Consider the following 16,330-nt stretch of genomic DNA (forward strand, 5'->3'; position numbering starts at 1 on the left):
GTTACTTCTCACCCCGTGTCAGAATGTCTGACAGCGAGCGCAATATATTGACATTTTTATGGCTGGTATAGCTCAGCATATCCGGAGATGGCTTCGCATTTGGCTGTGGTTTCAACGGCCCGAACTGCGGCCAGCTGCCAGTCTCGCCTTCCGCTGCGGGTGTGATTTTTACTCGCAAATCATACCAAGCGGCCTGCCCTGTAATAGGATCAGAGTTAGTCACACGATCTGTTTCATCGCCTTTTTGCGGAAGTAGCTCTGAAATCAGATGATTCATCAAGAAACCATCCGTCGATTCGTTTGCATCTTCCGATAAGCCCCAAGCACCACCACGCTTACCGATAGCGTTCCAGGTCCACACCGTTTGCTCGTTAGTACCTTCCATCAGCTTAACTTGCGCACGAATCTTGCCGTTGTGTGACTCAACCCACACCCATGACATATCTTTAATGCCATCACGCTCTGCCGCTATTCGGTTCATGTACAGATAGTTCTGGTTCATGATTTGGCGCAACCAAGCATTCTGACTATCCCAGCTGTGGTACATGAACATAGGACGTTGATTCACCGCGTGGTACGGGTACTCATCACGATCAATACGCTGCTCTTCCAACGGCATGTAATAGATAGGAAGTGGGTCAAAGTACTTCACTAAACGCTCTTTGTGGTGCTCTTCAGTTGGCATTGGTCCGTCATACAAACCTTGCCCTGCCAAACGAAACGTTTGTAGTTTTTCAGAGTAAAGTTCAATAACGATCTGATCCGTATTACCGATCCAGCCCGCTTCTTTTGCTAGCTCAAGATAATCGCGGTTTGCATGGCGCATATAACGCTGATTCATCCCTAGCTCAAACTCAAAGAAACCTTCGTTTTCTTCGTATGCTTCCCACTGACGAGGATTCGGCTCTCCGCGAAGCGACTTGTCACCGTTCTCACCACGGTAACCAGCCAAGAAACCAATACCTGGTTCTTTCTCGAAGTTAACGATGAAGTCTTTATAATCATCGTACTTACGCTCACCTTCTCCTGTTGTAAAAGCAGGGAAACCTAATCGCCCAGCCATTTCAACCATCACTTCCTGCCAAGAAACCACATTACGGTCAGGCTTAATCACAGGAATACGAACAGAATCACATGCAGCATGCGGCTCTGAGATTGGACGGTCGAGCATAGAGATTGTGTCGTAACGCTCTAAATAAGTGGTATCTGGTAATACAAGATCAGAGTACGCCACCATCTCAGAGTTAAATGCATCAGAGCAGACAATAAATGGAATCTTATATTCACCATCATCTTCTTTGGCGCATAGCATTTCCAACGTTTGCTCAGTATTCATGCTGGAGTTCCACGCCATATTGGCCATGAACAGCATCAATGTATCAATCTTGTACGGGTCACCTTTTACCGCGTTGCTAATCACCATATGCATCAAACCATGACACGATATAGGCGCATCCCAGCTATAAGCCTTGTCGATACGTAACGGCTTTCCGTCAGCATCAATTGCCAAGTCTTCTGGACATGTAGGAAAGCCTAGTGGTGGTGATTTCAACGGCGTATTTGGCGCCATTTCTTTTGCTGGCTTAATTCCAGGCGGTATGTGTTTAGGGAATGGCGGTTTAGCCAGATGGCCACCCGGGCAGTCAATAGTTCCCAGTAGTACTTGCAACATATGAATAGCACGGCACGTTTGAAAGCCGTTAGAATGTGCAGATATACCTCGCATCGCATGCATAGATACAGGGCGCCCGATAAACTTATCTTGCTTACGGCCAGCCCAGTCAGTCCACTCTACATCAACAGTAATAGTCTCTTTGAAAGCAACATGCGCCATTTCAAGTGCAATTCGCTCAATATCTTCAGCAGCGACACCACACTCTTTTGCAGCCACTTCAGGAGAGTACTCATCACCCATATACTTTTCTAGCATGATACTCATTGCTGTGCGCAATGGTGTTCCGTCAGGTGCTGTATATTCGCCAAATAAAGCAGGCGATACATCAGGACGGTTCGCATCCGCGTAAGCTTCTGTTAGCTGATCCCACACTTGCGGAGTCTCACCACCCGCACGGTAGAACAAGCCATCGCCTTTCTGTCCAGGCGTATTAACAACTAGCTGAGCAGAGTTGGTATAACGAATCAAAAACTCTTCATCAACCAACTGATTTTTTAGCAGCACGTGAACCATCGACAACGCAAGAATGCCATCAGTCCCTGGACGAATAGCTACCCACTCATCAGCAATGGCTTGGTAACCGGTACGAACAGGGTTTACAGATACAAATTTAGCACCACGCTCTTTAAGTCTTTTTAGACCAAGCTTTATTGGGTTAGAGGCGTGATCTTCTGCCACTCCCCACATAAGGAAGTACTTAGTGTTTTCCCAGTCAGGATCACCAAACTCCCAGAACGCATGCCCCATCGTATAGAGGCCACCGGCCGCCATATTCACGGAACAAAACCCGCCATGAGCAGCCCAGTTGATGGTGCCAAACTGGCTAGCCCACATACCGGTGAGAGCCTGCATTTGATCACGGCCAGTAAAATAAGCCAGCTTTTTAGGGTCAGTAGCACGGATGTGCGATAGACGCTTCTCCAGCATATCTAGCGCTTGTTCCCAAGAAATCTCTTCGAACTCACCCGCACCACGTTCAGTACCCGGTTTACGTAACAAAGGAGAACTTAGTTTGGCAGGTGAGTACTGCTTCATAATGCCGGAGTTACCCTTAGCACACAGCACACCCTTGTTGACGGGGTGGTTCGGATTGCCTTGTATAAAGCGGACTTTATTATCTTCTACCGTTACTTTTATACCGCAACGACAGGCACACATGTAGCAGGTGGTGTATTTGGTTTCCTGCTTATCTCTATTTTCAAATTCTGGAAGACCGGAATTAACCGGTATCAAACTGGCTTGGCTTGTCATATTTATTATCCACCGTAGCGTTTGGCGTGTAACGCGATGCCCACAAATTCGGATCTGTCATAAAGTTACTGAGCCCGCCATCCTCTTCATAGAAAGATAGATAAACGAACCCGACTCTGTCAGTTATGCTATGTACTGGATCCAATTCATACAATGACCAGTCCGCAACGACAGATAGGGCCAGCAATAAAAACAATAAAAACAATAGGTAACAGACATTAACTGGAATACAAAAAGAGCTTGATTTCAAGTATTTTTCGGACTCGATCAAAGAAGCTAACAAAGAGAGCATAAAAGCAGCGACCTGCGCCCCACCCTTATAATTAAGATAATCAAACTTACTAGGAGCGGCTTCAACCGCGAAAAAACCGGCCGCTAATAAACTCTCTTCTACATCATGAGATTAAGAAGGTTCTGCAAAAAAGAAAAGGCCGCAAAATGCGGCCATACTCAAACTCGAAAAGAACATCAAAAAACAACATTCATCATTACGATCAACACCACCAAAAACAACAGCGTCATTATGCCGCCCGCCCTGATAAAATCTGCCACTCGATAGCCCCCAGGCCCCATAATCAAAGCATTTACCTGATGCGTGGGAATCAGGAATGAATTGGATGTCGCCAGCGCAACCGTCAACGCAAAGACCGCAGGGTCTGCCCCTGCCCCAATGGCAATATTCACCGCCAGTGGCACTAGTAGCACCGTGGCCCCAACATTAGACATCACTAAGGTAAAGAACGTCGCCAGCACTGCCACAGCCAACTGCAATCCCCAGATCGGAACACCATCAAGTAGACTTAGAGTTTGGTCGGCAATCCAGGCTGCCGTACCGGTACTCTCCACTGCCATTCCCAACGGAATTAGGCTGGCCAGCAGAAATACAGTTTTCCAGCTAACCGCCTCATAAGCCTCATCAATACTCAAAACACCGGACAACACCATCCCCATGGCTCCGGTCAGCAGAGCGATCGATAATTTAATATCAGAGAACAACACCATCGACAGGGCTATGACAAAGAACCCCAGCGCCCAGCCCACTTTATGCGGACGCAACTCCTCTCTCGGGTAATTACTGGTCATGACCACAAAATCCCGATTTGGCTCCAGCCGCGCTAGCGCCTCCCAAGTCGTGTGGCACACCAATGTATCCCCAGCCTGAAATTCAATATCCCGCACCCCCTGTCCAGCCTGGGATGTATCACCTGCCCGGTGCAGGGCCATCATGGCCAAGCCATAAACGTTACGCAGACGAAGCTCCATCGCCGTATTGCCAATCAGCGCGGAGCCCGGTGGAATTACTACCTCTGCAATACCAGCCTTGGCCGCAGACAGACTTTCCGAGAAGGTATCCAGATCGGGGCGTTTATTCACGCCGTAGTCGGATTCAAACATTTCCAAAGCATCCGACGCTCCCATAACAGCCAGTATAGTGTTGGCCTCGATACCCACATTCCGATCCAGACCTCCAGGGCCCATGCGCTGAATACCGTTAGCAAACTGAGCCGCGGTAATGCGAACCTTGTAGGGACGCTCTACCTGCTCCAGGGTTTTACCGACCAACGGACTGTCGCTAGGAACCAGCACCTCAATCAGCTCATAATCCAGCCCGTAGGTTTCACGGAAGTACGCCATAGTACTGAGGGTCTTACCCTCACCTTCGTTAGCTGGTAACACGAACCGCCCGGCAATAATAAAATACAAGATTCCGGTCAACACCAGGCAAATCCCCACCGGGGTTACGGAAAACAACGACCAGGCAGTCATCTGCTGATCTGCTGATAACGACTGGTTAGAGGTCAACATCAGGTCATTCAACAAAATCAGCGGGCTGGAGCCAATCATCGTCATGGTCCCCCCCAATATGGCGCAAAACCCCATCGGCATCAGCAACCGCGACATCGGCAATCCGGTACGGCTGGAGATACGATTCACTACAGGCAGAAACAGCGCAGCGGCACCAACATTCTGCATGAAGCAGGAAATAAACCCGACGGTACTTGAAACAATTGGAATGATGCGAGTTTCAGTTTTGCCACCCACCTTCAAAATCCAGTTGGCCACTTGCCCCATCAGGCCAGTCTTATCAAGACCCGCACCGATGATCATCACCGCGATAATAGAGATAACCGCGTTACTGGAAAAACCGTTGAACAGATTCGATCCCGACACAAGCCCCTGCTCCAGCCCCATCAACGGCGCCAGCAAGGTAGTAAGCCCCAGCAGCACCATGATGGTCGCCGCGGCGACATCGACATCGACAATTTCAAAGGCAAATAGATAGATAGTCAGCAGTAATACAGCACTCACCCAAGCTATCTCCAAAGTAGGCACTAGCTGGCCGATGAAAACCGCCAAAAACAGGAACAGTCCTGCGGAAACCATCTGCTTTACAGGTAGCCAAAAAGTGGATTTAGCCTCTATCTGCACCTCAGTATTTTTGTTGTTTTGTGAGGTTGGACTGTTAGACATTACTCTCTCCACATTACTGTAGTTCTAGGAGTCTGCCGGACAGACTCCTGAGGAGTTAGCAATACTAGAGGCTTTTTGCTATTCTATAAAACGAAATAAAATAGCCATCACGAACAGAAAAATCGAACTACCCATATGGATACCGTATTACTCAAGACATTTCTCGAGGTTTCCCACACCCGAAATTTCGGCAAAGCCTCAGACAACCTCTGCGTGGCGCCCTCCACTGTCAGTGCCCGCATTCGCCAGCTCGAAGAGCTACTCGGGTTGACCCTGTTTATCCGTAATCACCAGCAGGTCAATGTCACCCCGGCGGGCGAGCGGATGGAGCGCCACGCCCGCTTTATCCTCAGTGCCTGGGAACGCGCCTACGAGGATATAGCCCTTAGCGCCAATCTGAATAAACGCTTGGTGATAGCCGGCGTTTCCAGCCTGTGGGATATCTTTCTGCAGCAGTGGCTGAACAACATCTATAGCCAGATGCCCACTCTTGGATTACGTGCCGAAGAGAGTACGCCGCTGCGTGTGGTAGAGAAACTCGACCAGGGCCTGATCGATGTCGGTTTTATGTATGAGCCGCCCAAGCTGGCGGATATGGCTATAGAAGAGGTAAAAACGATCACCTTACAATTAGTATCAAGCAGACAAAATCAAACACCGGATGATGCAGTCTCCAAGGGTTACATCCGGGTTGAATGGGGCACCACGTTTAATACCTTGCATGAAAGTTACTTCCCACAGCGACCACTGGCACCGGTACGCGTAAACAGCGGTCGAGTCGCACTGGATCTGATGCTTAACTGCGGCGGAGCCGCCTACCTGCCGCAGGCGGTTGTAGCACCGTTGATCTATCAGGGGAAGCTTTATCCGGTAGCCGATGCGCCACAGATTGAAATGAAAGCCTATGCAGCCTACTCCCTGCACGGAGAGCACCGCGACCTGATAAAACAACTACTGGTCCTGATGCAATAAACTGGCGCAACAACCAGCTTCAATTCGATTATTTTGTTCTTATTGTCCATTTTATTTCGTTTTATCGAATATCAAAAAACCACTAGTATTGCTGTTCTTGAGTATTTCCAAATTGGTCACAACAGGCACACCAACTGGCTCTATATTATAATATGCCCAATCAATACACTACATTGTTGAAATAAAAGCAAAATTATCGGTACGTAGGACTTCAATCTATGCAAAATAAGACAGGCAACTCTCAATTTAACTGGACCCGCCTGCTGCCGTTCCTCGTCTGGTTTAAGCTCATCACTCCAGCCAAGGCGCGTGATGACCTTTTTGCTGGTATCACCAATGCCGTCATCGTATTACCTCAAGGTGTAGCTTACGCTCTGATTGCCGGTATGCCTCCTGAATACGGCTTATACGCGGCAATTATCCCCGCAATCATTGCCGCCCTGTTTGGCTCTTCATGGCACCTCATTTCTGGTCCAACCGCTGCTTTATCAATTGTTGTTTTCACCACAGTAAGCCCACTGGCGTCTCCTGGCTCCCCAGAATTCATCAACCTTGTACTCGCATTAACACTCATGGCGGGATTATTTCAGTTGCTTTTGGCATTCTTCCGCTTTGGCACCTTAGTTAATTTTGTTTCCCACTCCGTTGTTGTCGGCTTCACAACAGGGGCTGCTATTGTTATTGCATCCAGCCAGGTTAAGAATATTTTAGGTATTTCTATTGAAAGCAATGGATCCTTCCTATCTACATGGTCTGGCGTATTTTCAGCAGCAAACAACACCAATTTTTATGCACTTTCTGTTGCTGCTGTCACCGTTGTCACATGCCTATTCTTTAAGCGCGTACTGCCCCGCTGGCCAAACATGCTTATTGCCATGATCATCAGCAGTGTCTTTGCATGGTGGCTCGGCGCAGACGAGAACAGCATCGCATTAGTCGGTGAGATTCCAGGAAGTTTACCGCCCTTTATGTTCCCCAGCGTTGATTCCAACGTGTTTTACGACTTAGCGCCTGGTGCTATTGCTATCGGTTTATTAGGCTTAGTCGAAGCGGTTTCCATAGCTCGCTCTGTAGCAACACGCTCACACCAATCCATTAACGGCAATCAAGAGTTTTATGGACAGGCACTGTCAAACATTGTTGGTTCTGTATTCTCTTCTTACGCCTCTTCTGGCTCCTTTACTCGCACGGGTGTCAACTTCACATCCGGTGCTAAAACGCCATTAGCAGCTGTTATCGCAGCCATTTCACTGGCGATCATTGTGTTGCTATTTTCTGAAATGACACGCTTTATTCCCATTCCAAGCATGGCAGGCTTACTGCTGGTTGTTGCTTATAACCTTATTGATTTTCATCACATCAAATTGATCTTTCGCGCAGGAAAATCTGAATTTGCTGTATTAATTGTCACCTTCGCTGCAACCCTTGTCATGGCGCTTGAGTTTGCTATCTACTTGGGTGTTATTTTGTCACTGGTATTTTATCTAAAGCGTACGTCCCAGCCAAATATTGTAGAAGTGCTGCCCGACCAACACAGCACCACTCCATTTTTCATCAGCGCCCTTGGCTCTAGCGAACCTCGCTGCCCGCAGCTAAAAATTATTCGTATTGAAGGCTCTTTATTTTTCGGCTCAGTTAACTACGTAAAAGACTATCTAGAAAACATAAGCTCACCAAACGTACTCATTATTGGTCACGGTATGAACCATATCGATATCGCTGGGGCCGAAATGTTGATGCAAGAAGCCAAACGCAGACGCAGCATCGGACAAGCACTATTTCTGAGCAACCTTAAAACACAAGTTGATGAGTACCTACGACGAGATGAGTACTTTGAAAGCTTAGGTGAGCAGTCATTTTTTCCGTCAAAAGGGGAAGCCATTCAAAAAATATACGAGCATCTCGATCGTGACATCTGTCATAATTGCACCAGCCGTATTTTTCAAGAATGCAAAACCATCATCCCTAAAGAGTAAAATTTACACATCATGGGCTTAGAAACACTTATTCCCTTTATCGCTATCATTGCCTTTGCAACCTATGTACAAACCATCACAGGGTTTGCTCTAGGCATGATAGTGATGGGCGCCGTTACTGCATTTAACCTAGTACCCATTGCATTCACTTCTGTTGTCATTAGCGCGGTCACCTTGATCAACGGCCTTATTGCCATCAAAGGTAATTTCCATGCGCTTGATATTAAGCGGGTCATGATTACTTGTGCAGGTATTTTCCCTGCATTGCTCGCCGGCCTACTCCTACTAGATTACCTTAGCGAGTCATTTAATAGCCTATTACAGCTATTATTGGGCATCACTATTTTTACGGGCGGCATGTTAATTATGCTTCGTCCAGACCCCTTAAAAGAACCTTCACCCAATGCTGTGTTTGCAGCATCAGGTGCAACCGCAGGCTTTTTAGCGGGAATGTTTAGCATGGCCGGGCCGCCTCTTGTTTATCTGTTTTACCGTCAACCCTTTGAGCTAAAAACGATAAGGTTATGTTTAGTTTCTATATTCCTTGTTTGCTCAACAGCCCGCATTATTATGGTTGGCTTCCAAGGCGGCTTAACACTGGATATGCTGACATTTTCACTTTTGTGTATTCCTATGGTGATGTTCTTTACGTGGGTCGGCAAACGCTATCCACCACCACTGAGCACCACTAATATGCGCCGTTTTGCATTTTCATTGTTGATCATCATTGGCATTAGCCTAATGGTAGGCGCACTATAACTGGCCATACTGAAAGATAGTAACTGGCCCACTCCCTATCACCCCCACTCACCTAGACTGGGGCAAACACTTATGCAGCACACTTCTTAATAAAATCTATAGATTACAGGTATAACTATGTCTGATATTAAAATTGACCAGCCGGATACGACGGTCTCTGTTCGCGAGGTTTTTGGCATAGATACAGACCTTAGAGTCCCTGCGTTTAGTGAGCGGGATGATCATGTACCAGAAATAGATACCGCGTATCAGTTTAACCCTGAAGTTACCTTAGCCATCTTGGCAGGATTTAGTCGTGATCGCCGGGTGATGGTTCAAGGCTTACACGGCACAGGCAAATCAACTCATATAGAGCAAGTCGCTGCCCGACTAAACTGGCCATGTGTACGTATCAACCTTGATGGCCATATCAGCCGTCTTGATTTAGTGGGTAAAGACACCATCATTTTACGCGATGGCAAGCAAGTAACCGAGTTTCAGGAAGGTATCGTACCTTGGGCATTACGTCGTCCAACGGCATTGATTTTTGATGAGTTCGACGCAGGCCGCCCTGACGTTATGTTTGTTATCCAACGCATATTAGAGCGTGACGGTAAGTTCACACTACTTGATCAGAACGAAGTGATTCATCCGCATAAGCAGTTCCGTCTATTTGCTACATCCAACACGATTGGCTTAGGTAATAGTACTGGCTTGTATCATGGTACACAGATGATTAACCAAGCTCAGATGGATCGCTGGAATATCGTCACTACACTTAACTACTTACCGACCGACGACGAAGTTAAAATTATACAAGCCCGTGTACCTAACTTTGATAATGACGCCGGCCTAACGTTAGTAAAGTCGATGATTGCTGTTGCAGACATGACACGTAACAGTTTTGCTGCCGGTGATATTTCTACGCTAATGTCTCCACGTACGGTTATTTCGTGGGCAGAAAATATAGAGATCTTCCGTGATCCTGCCATTGCCTTTCGTCTGTCATTCTTAAACAAGTGTGATGAAGCTGAACGGCCAATGATCGCTGAATTTTTCCAACGCTGTTTCGACCAAGAGTTAACTGAATCTTGGGCTCATAAGGCGTCTGGAGTAATGACCAGTGAGCAACACTAATAGCGGTTACGAAGCAAAACAAACTGCGCAGCAACCACGCCATGAAAAACTTCAGCAGATGGTTGAAGAGTTATGCGGTGTTAGTGTGCGTGGGTACTCTGGCGTCAGTGGTTTTAAATTTAGAGGCCACCGCCCAGAGCTAAATGGCCGCCCCTCAGGCATTCGCGCGTCACATCTACGTACTAGTTTAGAAAAAGACGACTTTCGATCTTTTCGCGGTGCCGCCGATGGTATCGCTCTGCGCTTAAAGCATTGTGATATTGATCTTCATCGCAGCCTTATGCCCGAAAGTGATGTGGGACAAATGATCTTTGAGCTACTGGAGCAGTTACGTGTAGAAACACTAGTTGACTCAGCTCACCCCGGTGCTAAGCGTAATATCGAACATCGTTTCGAGTCATGGTGCCTGCAGTTACACGCAGCCAATATGACTGAAAACAATGTGGGCCTAATGATCTACACGGTTGCCCAGATGGTCTGGACGCGCCTCTCAGGCAATCCCGTTATAGAAGTAACAGAGGATCTTATCGAACCGCACCGCATGATGCTTGCTCCTCATGTCGGTACTTATCTAGTTGGTATGCGCCGCAATGTTCACGATCAAAAAGTATTCGCTGAAAATGCCTTAGGCGTAGCTCAGGTGGTAGATGAGCTAGTTGGTTTTTTGGATGAGAATGAAAAAGACAGCGAAGAGGAAGACGAAGCCGTTAATAACAGCTTTGGCCTACTGCTAGAAACAGAAAGTGAATCAGAAGGCGAAATGCCCACCAGCAATGGACGCACAACACATTCACAATACCGCGAACTATTGGCTCAACTAAACAGCTATAAAGTATGGTCTCGCGATAATGACCGGATTATACATGCTGAAAAACTTGTCGCATCCTTTATCAGAACAAAAATGCGCACCCAACTTGATGAACGTATTCGCGGCCAAGGGGTTAACGTCCCACGCCTGGCGCGACAGTTACAGATGATCTTATCGGCACCCGAATTAGATGGTTGGAACTTTGGTGAAGAAGAGGGTTATTTAGATGCTCGGCGCTTAACACGTTTGGTGACTTCTCCTGAGTACCGCCAGCTATTTCGTAAAGAGCGTTACCAACCGCATAGCAATTGTTTGGTGACCTTCTTACTGGATAACTCAGGCTCCATGAAACAGCATATCGGCTCTATCGCAATGCTGATAGAGATCATGGCTAAAGCGCTTGAACTTGCCGGTGCCAGCACTGAAATTCTAGGCTTTACCACACGCAGTATTCAAGGCGGAAAAACCTTTAAGCGCTGGCGCTCATCAGCCAACAAAGAAGCAAGTCCAGGCCGCTTGGCGGAGACAGAGCACATTATCTATAAAGACGCCGATACACCATTTAAACGTGCGCGACAGAATATAGCCGCCATGATGAAGCCAGATATCTTTAAAGAAGGTGTTGATGGTGAAGCTCTGCTTTGGGCCGCCGAACGGATGACTGCACGCCCAGAAGAACGCCGCATTCTCATTGTACTATCAGATGGCTCTCCAATGGAGTCAGCTACCGCGCAAAATAACGTGCCAGACTTTATGGATAACCACTTACGCCAAGTAGCTACTATGCTAGAAGCGCGTGGTGATATGGAACTATATGCACTTGGTTTTGGACTAGACCTAAGCACCTACTATCGCAACAGTCTGGAGCTAGATCTGCCAGAAGTTTTAGAGAACTCGGTGTTTAAAGACATTATCAAGATGCTGGAACGTCGCCACCGTTAAACAGCAGTGGCGAACTAGTTCAAGCGCCATACATAGCAAAGACTTCTGCTTCCGTCATATCCGCCGTTTTATTAGAAAAACTATAATAAGACGGCTTTTTATCAATAAAGATTTGATGGTCAAATAGCAACTCATCAGTATTCTCTAACAGCCCAACAGGCATAATATATTGGTTATTCTCATTGAAGCGATAAAACAAATGAGTACCACACTGCTTACAAAAGCCTCTTGTAGCCCACTCGGAAGAGGAAAAGGTAGAAATATTCTCTTCCCCTGTAAAGCTCACCTCAGAGCCACACTCCACCGCGAGTAAAGGCCCACCACCCCACTTTCGGCACATACCACAGTGGCAAGCACCAATCTTTCCCGCTGCGTTAGCTACCTGCACATGCACACCACCACACAAGCAACTACCCTTGACTCTATTAAATTCTGACATAGTAACCTCCTGTTTTTCACGCTAATTAAGCGAATCAAGTATTCGACTTACCGTACCTGACTTACTTTGTATAATTGATACGGTATGACTTTTTAGCGACTTTCTTTTATGAGTCAGCTAAATCTAGCAACGCCTGACCGGTTAGCCGGTAGCCAACCCACTCGTTTTGCGGCTGGGCACCTAATGACTCGTAAAACTTAATTGCAGGCTCATTCCAATCGAGAACACTCCACTCAAACCGACCACAATTCTTTTGTACCGCTATTTGTGCAAGATGCTTCAGTAATGCCTTACCAGCGCCGGTACCACGAGCAGTAGGTGTAACGTACAGGTCTTCCAAATACAAACCGTGTTTAGCCAGCCATGTAGAGTAATTCAAAAAATAAACTGCCAGCCCAACCGGTTGATCATTGCTTTCACAAATAAGCGCTTTAGTAGCGGAATCTTCTGAGAAAATAGACTCTCTGATAGACGCCTCAGTAGCCAGTACTTCATGTTCTGCTTTTTCATAAGCAGCTAACTCTTTAACAAACTGAAGAATAACTCCAGCATCATCAATGGTGGCCTTTCTAATCGATAAAACTGACATATCGTTCCTTTTATATTAAAAACCTTTTAATACTGTTTAAAGAGTTAGCTATCTATTTAGTCCTTCTTTTCGATAGTTATTTCAAGTAACTTGGTGTTACCTGCAAACCATTTCTGCACATACAAAGACCCCATAATAGGCGCTTTACCCTCTTCTGGTACTTCTTGATAACGTACACTGTTTTTAGTTTCTTTCTCATACTCAAAAGTAACGGTAACTTTAGACATAATGGCTCTCTACACAAAATACTGAAGTGAAAATATACAAAGAAGAAAAGCACGAAACAAGGGTTCTTTATACAAGCCCTTTTATATGACTGCTATCACGTTTTTGTAATGCACAGGTTATACTTAGCGCACTCCACATCAAGGTAATAAGAATGAGCCGGCAAGCCAAGAACACAGCCTCAGATGAAACAAAAACAGAGGCATTGAAGATCACCCGCGCTACCCAAAAACCTGGGCAAACCAAAGAACAGAGCAAACTGATTGCCTAAGGTATTCAAAAAGGTATAGATCAGTACAAGAAACAGCAAAAATCTAAGGCACGAGAGCTAGACCGTCAAAAGAAAAAGATAAAGTCGATTAGCTCATCTTCTAGTATTGAAATTTCATCAGAGAATGACATCTCACAACAAGAACAGCCAATATCACACGCAAGCAAACTACCCTGGGTACTATTGCTAGTATCTTGGACAGTATTTGCTGCTTATTTTTGGTACTAGAATACCATCAAGAACTCGCTAAACATCATGTATATAAGGTGAGTTCTTCTTAACTTTTCCCAATGCGCGATACTCTATAATCAAGCCAATAACATCATGATCACTGGCAACATCGAGTAATGACTCGTCTATTGAGCGGCGTTGCGGCAATGAAAGACTAAACTTGTCACGTAAAACTTCTACGACCTGCTCATCTGAATCAGGATCAAACTCTTTTCCAGAAAATATACAAATCCGCTGTAAAATAAATTCTTTATTAGCCACTTTCTGTATTTCCATTAAGGTTATTTATATGCGTGTTTACAGGCAATATTTTCAGCAGCGATGTAAAATATCGAGTATCACTTGCCAGATTAAATGAATCAGGGATAATTTGCGTTCTTTGTTAGGAAAATGGAACACTACATTGCAATTATTACGAATAGACTGTCTGGGACGAGAGTTAAGGTTAGAAGGTTCAATGGCTGGCTGGCAAGCACTCTATTGGGATAACCAGCTAGTCTCTCAGCACAATGCCAGTGCAGACCCTACATCCACCCCTACTCATCTTTTTTCCTTACAAGCAGATCAAACAGAGATCCATTGCAAACTCAGTGTCGATCTCAACTGGCAACCCTTTGCACTGCAATACCAATTACATGTTAATGATGACCTAATTAGCCAGTCAGCACTCAACGAAAAAGATATTGAACGCCAAGAAGTACTACAACGCCCTAAAGCCCCTAATAAAATTAGCTTAATTGGCTTAGGTTCGCTAGCGCTTAAACTATTCAAAAGCGCGAAAGTAATAAAGGTACTCTTTGCAGCCGGTAGTTTAGCAGCCTATGCATGGCTCTTTTCGATTCAGTTTGCTATCGCATTGATTCTTTGCTTAGTCTTTCATGAGTATGGCCATATTCGGGCTATGAAGCATTTTGGACTAAAAACCAAAGGAATTTATCTGATTCCATTCGTGGGAGGTTTGGCACTCTCCGATGATAAAATTAATACGCGTTGGCAAGATGTTTACATCTCAATTATGGGGCCATTCTTTGGTTTCATCTTATCGTGTGTGTGTCTACTCGCCTACTGGATTACCGGTATAGAGTTATTAGCAGGGCTTGCGGTATTCAATGCATTACTCAACTTATTTAACCTCTTACCGGTATTACCATTAGACGGAGGACATATTTTAAAAAGTATTGCCTTCTCTATGAACTCGGCTGTCGGTTTAGTCGCTTGTGTATTAGGTGCAATAGGTGGCATTTTAGCCAGCTACTATTTTGGAATGGCTCTGCTAGGCTTCTTGCTTGCGATCGGAAGTGTAGAAATTATGTTCGAGTGGAAACGGCGCCATTACAGTGAGCTCCTGCCACTGGACCGATACGGACAGCTTGTCTCTGCTGTCTGGTACTTTTTAACCTTAGGAGGTTTAAGTGCCATTATCTGGATCGTTGGACAAGGAGAAAACCAAGCACTGGCAATACCACTCAAGATCTTAGGCAGCTAATGCGTCTGACGCAGTTTTTAGTGCACGCTGGTATCTGCTCACGGCGTGCCGCTATCAAAATGATTGCTGATGGCCTCGTAAGCATTAACGGCCAAGTAGCAGTACATCCCGCTACACTAAACGGTAATGAGGAGATCATTGCGGATGGGAAAAAGGCGATGTTACCTGCGCAGTGCTGTTATGTGATTTACAATAAACCCGTGGGTATCGACTGCAACTGTGTCGCTGACAACCCTCATAGTATTGTTAACCATGTAACGTTACCCACACGCTTATTCCCTGTAGGGCGAATCGACAAAGACTCTCACGGTTTAATGCTGCTCACTAATGACGGCGTTTTATGCCAACGTTTGTTGTCACCTAATTACTCGCACCCTAAAACCTACCTAGTGACCGTTAAGCCACACTATCAACAACCCGATATTGGAGATGACTTTCAACAAAAAATGAGCCAAGGTGTTCAACTTGATAACGTTTTAACACTGCCTTGCACACTAACACTGCTCGGTAAAAATCGATTTAAAATCACGTTAACACAAGGGCTAAATCGCCAAATCCGACGCATGTCTCGCTCACTCGGATACAAGGTTATTGATTTGCAACGCATCTCGATTATGAATTTATCATTGGAAGGCCTAGCGCTTAATCAACTTCGCGAGCTCACTAATGAAGAAGCTCATGAACTTAAAATAAGTCTAGCCAGACCTCAATAATCAATTCTCGACACTAAGCCATGCATCAGCCATTTAACGCCATTGGGCTTAAGGAAGATTCCTGCTAGTATGAGCCGCATTACTCAACCTCCTTATTTTAACTATTAATTAAGACACGGCCTTCCAATGAAAGTATTAATACGTAACCTTGCACGCACTACCACTGAAGCAGAAGTTCTCGCTCTGTTTGAGGCTCACGGCGCTGTACAGTCCTGCACACTAGTTATGGATGAGCATAACGGAAAGTCAAAAGGTTTTGGGTTTGTTGAAATGCCAAACCCTGGAGATGCCAAAGCTGCCATTAAAACGCTTAACGGCACAAAAGTAGATAACAACGTTATTCGTGTAAAAAAAGCTGAAGCTAAATAACTACCCAAAAATCGAACGGTCTTCAGAACAAATCTG

General features: G+C 45.8%; 15 protein-coding genes and 1 pseudogene. 9 read left to right on the forward strand and 7 right to left on the reverse strand.

Going from position 1 to position 16,330, the window contains the following annotated elements; translation table 11 throughout:
* Position 1: 1 nt before the first annotated feature.
* From G511_RS0118500 to G511_RS0118510, 3 genes are all read right to left on the reverse strand, one after another.
* Positions 2–2,926 carry a molybdopterin oxidoreductase family protein gene (locus G511_RS0118500; RefSeq protein WP_036552432.1) on the reverse strand — a complete coding sequence of 975 codons (2,925 nt, stop codon included), beginning with the start codon at positions 2,924–2,926 and terminating at the stop codon, positions 2–4.
* Positions 2,895–3,218 (reverse strand): hypothetical protein, encoded by a 324-nt coding sequence (locus G511_RS0118505; protein ID WP_028470963.1) that lies wholly within the window; start codon positions 3,216–3,218, stop codon positions 2,895–2,897. The genes G511_RS0118500 and G511_RS0118505 overlap by 32 nt, the downstream gene beginning before the upstream one ends.
* Positions 3,219–3,394: 176 nt before the next feature.
* Complete coding sequence (locus G511_RS0118510; protein ID WP_051222229.1) at positions 3,395–5,398, reverse strand: SLC13 family permease; 2,004 nt, start codon at positions 5,396–5,398, stop codon at positions 3,395–3,397.
* Between the two features lie 135 nt (positions 5,399–5,533).
* Between G511_RS0118510 and G511_RS0118515 the strand changes: the two genes are divergently transcribed.
* From G511_RS0118515 to G511_RS0118535, 5 genes are all read left to right on the forward strand, one after another.
* The gene (locus tag G511_RS0118515; protein WP_028470965.1) at positions 5,534–6,370 is read left to right on the forward strand and encodes a LysR family transcriptional regulator; all 837 of its coding nucleotides are present in this window, start codon (positions 5,534–5,536) and stop codon (positions 6,368–6,370) included.
* Between the two features lie 218 nt (positions 6,371–6,588).
* The gene (locus G511_RS0118520; RefSeq protein ID WP_028470966.1) at positions 6,589–8,346 is read left to right on the forward strand and encodes a SulP family inorganic anion transporter; all 1,758 of its coding nucleotides are present in this window, start codon (positions 6,589–6,591) and stop codon (positions 8,344–8,346) included.
* Between the two features lie 12 nt (positions 8,347–8,358).
* Entirely contained in the window at positions 8,359–9,105 is a 747-nt protein-coding gene (locus tag G511_RS0118525; protein ID WP_028470967.1) for a sulfite exporter TauE/SafE family protein, read from the forward strand.
* 117 nt (positions 9,106–9,222) lie between these two features.
* On the forward strand, positions 9,223–10,221 hold the full coding sequence (locus tag G511_RS0118530) for an AAA family ATPase (RefSeq protein ID WP_028470968.1): 999 nt from the start codon (positions 9,223–9,225) through the stop codon (positions 10,219–10,221).
* Positions 10,208–11,971: a cobaltochelatase CobT-related protein gene (locus G511_RS0118535; protein ID WP_028470969.1), complete on the forward strand. Its 1,764-nt coding sequence runs from the start codon at positions 10,208–10,210 to the stop codon at positions 11,969–11,971. Before G511_RS0118530 ends, G511_RS0118535 begins: the two co-directional genes overlap by 14 nt.
* A gap of 19 nt (positions 11,972–11,990) precedes the next feature.
* On the opposite strand, the gene G511_RS0118540 is transcribed toward G511_RS0118535, so the two are convergent.
* From G511_RS0118540 to G511_RS24580, 3 genes are all read right to left on the reverse strand, one after another.
* Positions 11,991–12,410 carry a GFA family protein gene (locus tag G511_RS0118540; protein ID WP_028470970.1) on the reverse strand — a complete coding sequence of 140 codons (420 nt, stop codon included), beginning with the start codon at positions 12,408–12,410 and terminating at the stop codon, positions 11,991–11,993.
* 106 nt (positions 12,411–12,516) lie between these two features.
* Complete coding sequence (locus tag G511_RS0118545) at positions 12,517–12,999, reverse strand: GNAT family N-acetyltransferase (protein WP_028470971.1); 483 nt, start codon at positions 12,997–12,999, stop codon at positions 12,517–12,519.
* Between the two features lie 56 nt (positions 13,000–13,055).
* Complete coding sequence (locus G511_RS24580; RefSeq protein ID WP_169565807.1) at positions 13,056–13,226, reverse strand: hypothetical protein; 171 nt, start codon at positions 13,224–13,226, stop codon at positions 13,056–13,058.
* A 152-nt stretch (positions 13,227–13,378) separates the two neighbouring features.
* Here G511_RS24580 and G511_RS23400 point away from each other — a divergent pair.
* A pseudogene (locus G511_RS23400) lies at positions 13,379–13,723 on the forward strand (DUF2956 domain-containing protein).
* Between the two features lie 18 nt (positions 13,724–13,741).
* Here G511_RS23400 and G511_RS23405 read toward each other — a convergent pair.
* Positions 13,742–13,987 (reverse strand): hypothetical protein, encoded by a 246-nt coding sequence (locus G511_RS23405; RefSeq protein WP_051222231.1) that lies wholly within the window; start codon positions 13,985–13,987, stop codon positions 13,742–13,744.
* Between the two features lie 142 nt (positions 13,988–14,129).
* Here G511_RS23405 and G511_RS0118565 point away from each other — a divergent pair, with 142 nt between their 5' ends.
* The 3 genes from G511_RS0118565 to G511_RS0118580 all read left to right on the forward strand — a co-directional run bounded on the left by G511_RS0118565 (position 14,130) and on the right by G511_RS0118580 (position 16,294).
* The gene (locus G511_RS0118565) at positions 14,130–15,212 is read left to right on the forward strand and encodes a site-2 protease family protein (protein ID WP_028470972.1); all 1,083 of its coding nucleotides are present in this window, start codon (positions 14,130–14,132) and stop codon (positions 15,210–15,212) included.
* Positions 15,212–15,925 carry a pseudouridine synthase gene (locus tag G511_RS23410; RefSeq protein ID WP_036552433.1) on the forward strand — a complete coding sequence of 238 codons (714 nt, stop codon included), beginning with the start codon at positions 15,212–15,214 and terminating at the stop codon, positions 15,923–15,925. The genes G511_RS0118565 and G511_RS23410 overlap by 1 nt, the downstream gene beginning before the upstream one ends.
* 126 nt (positions 15,926–16,051) lie before the next feature.
* Positions 16,052–16,294, forward strand: coding sequence for an RNA recognition motif domain-containing protein (locus G511_RS0118580; protein ID WP_028470973.1), 243 nt, complete (start codon positions 16,052–16,054; stop codon positions 16,292–16,294).
* Positions 16,295–16,330: the final 36 nt, after the last annotated feature.

Origin of the sequence: Neptunomonas japonica DSM 18939 (assembly GCF_000422765.1) — a bacterium.
Classification (GTDB): Bacteria; Pseudomonadota; Gammaproteobacteria; order Pseudomonadales; family Balneatricaceae; genus Neptunomonas; species Neptunomonas japonica.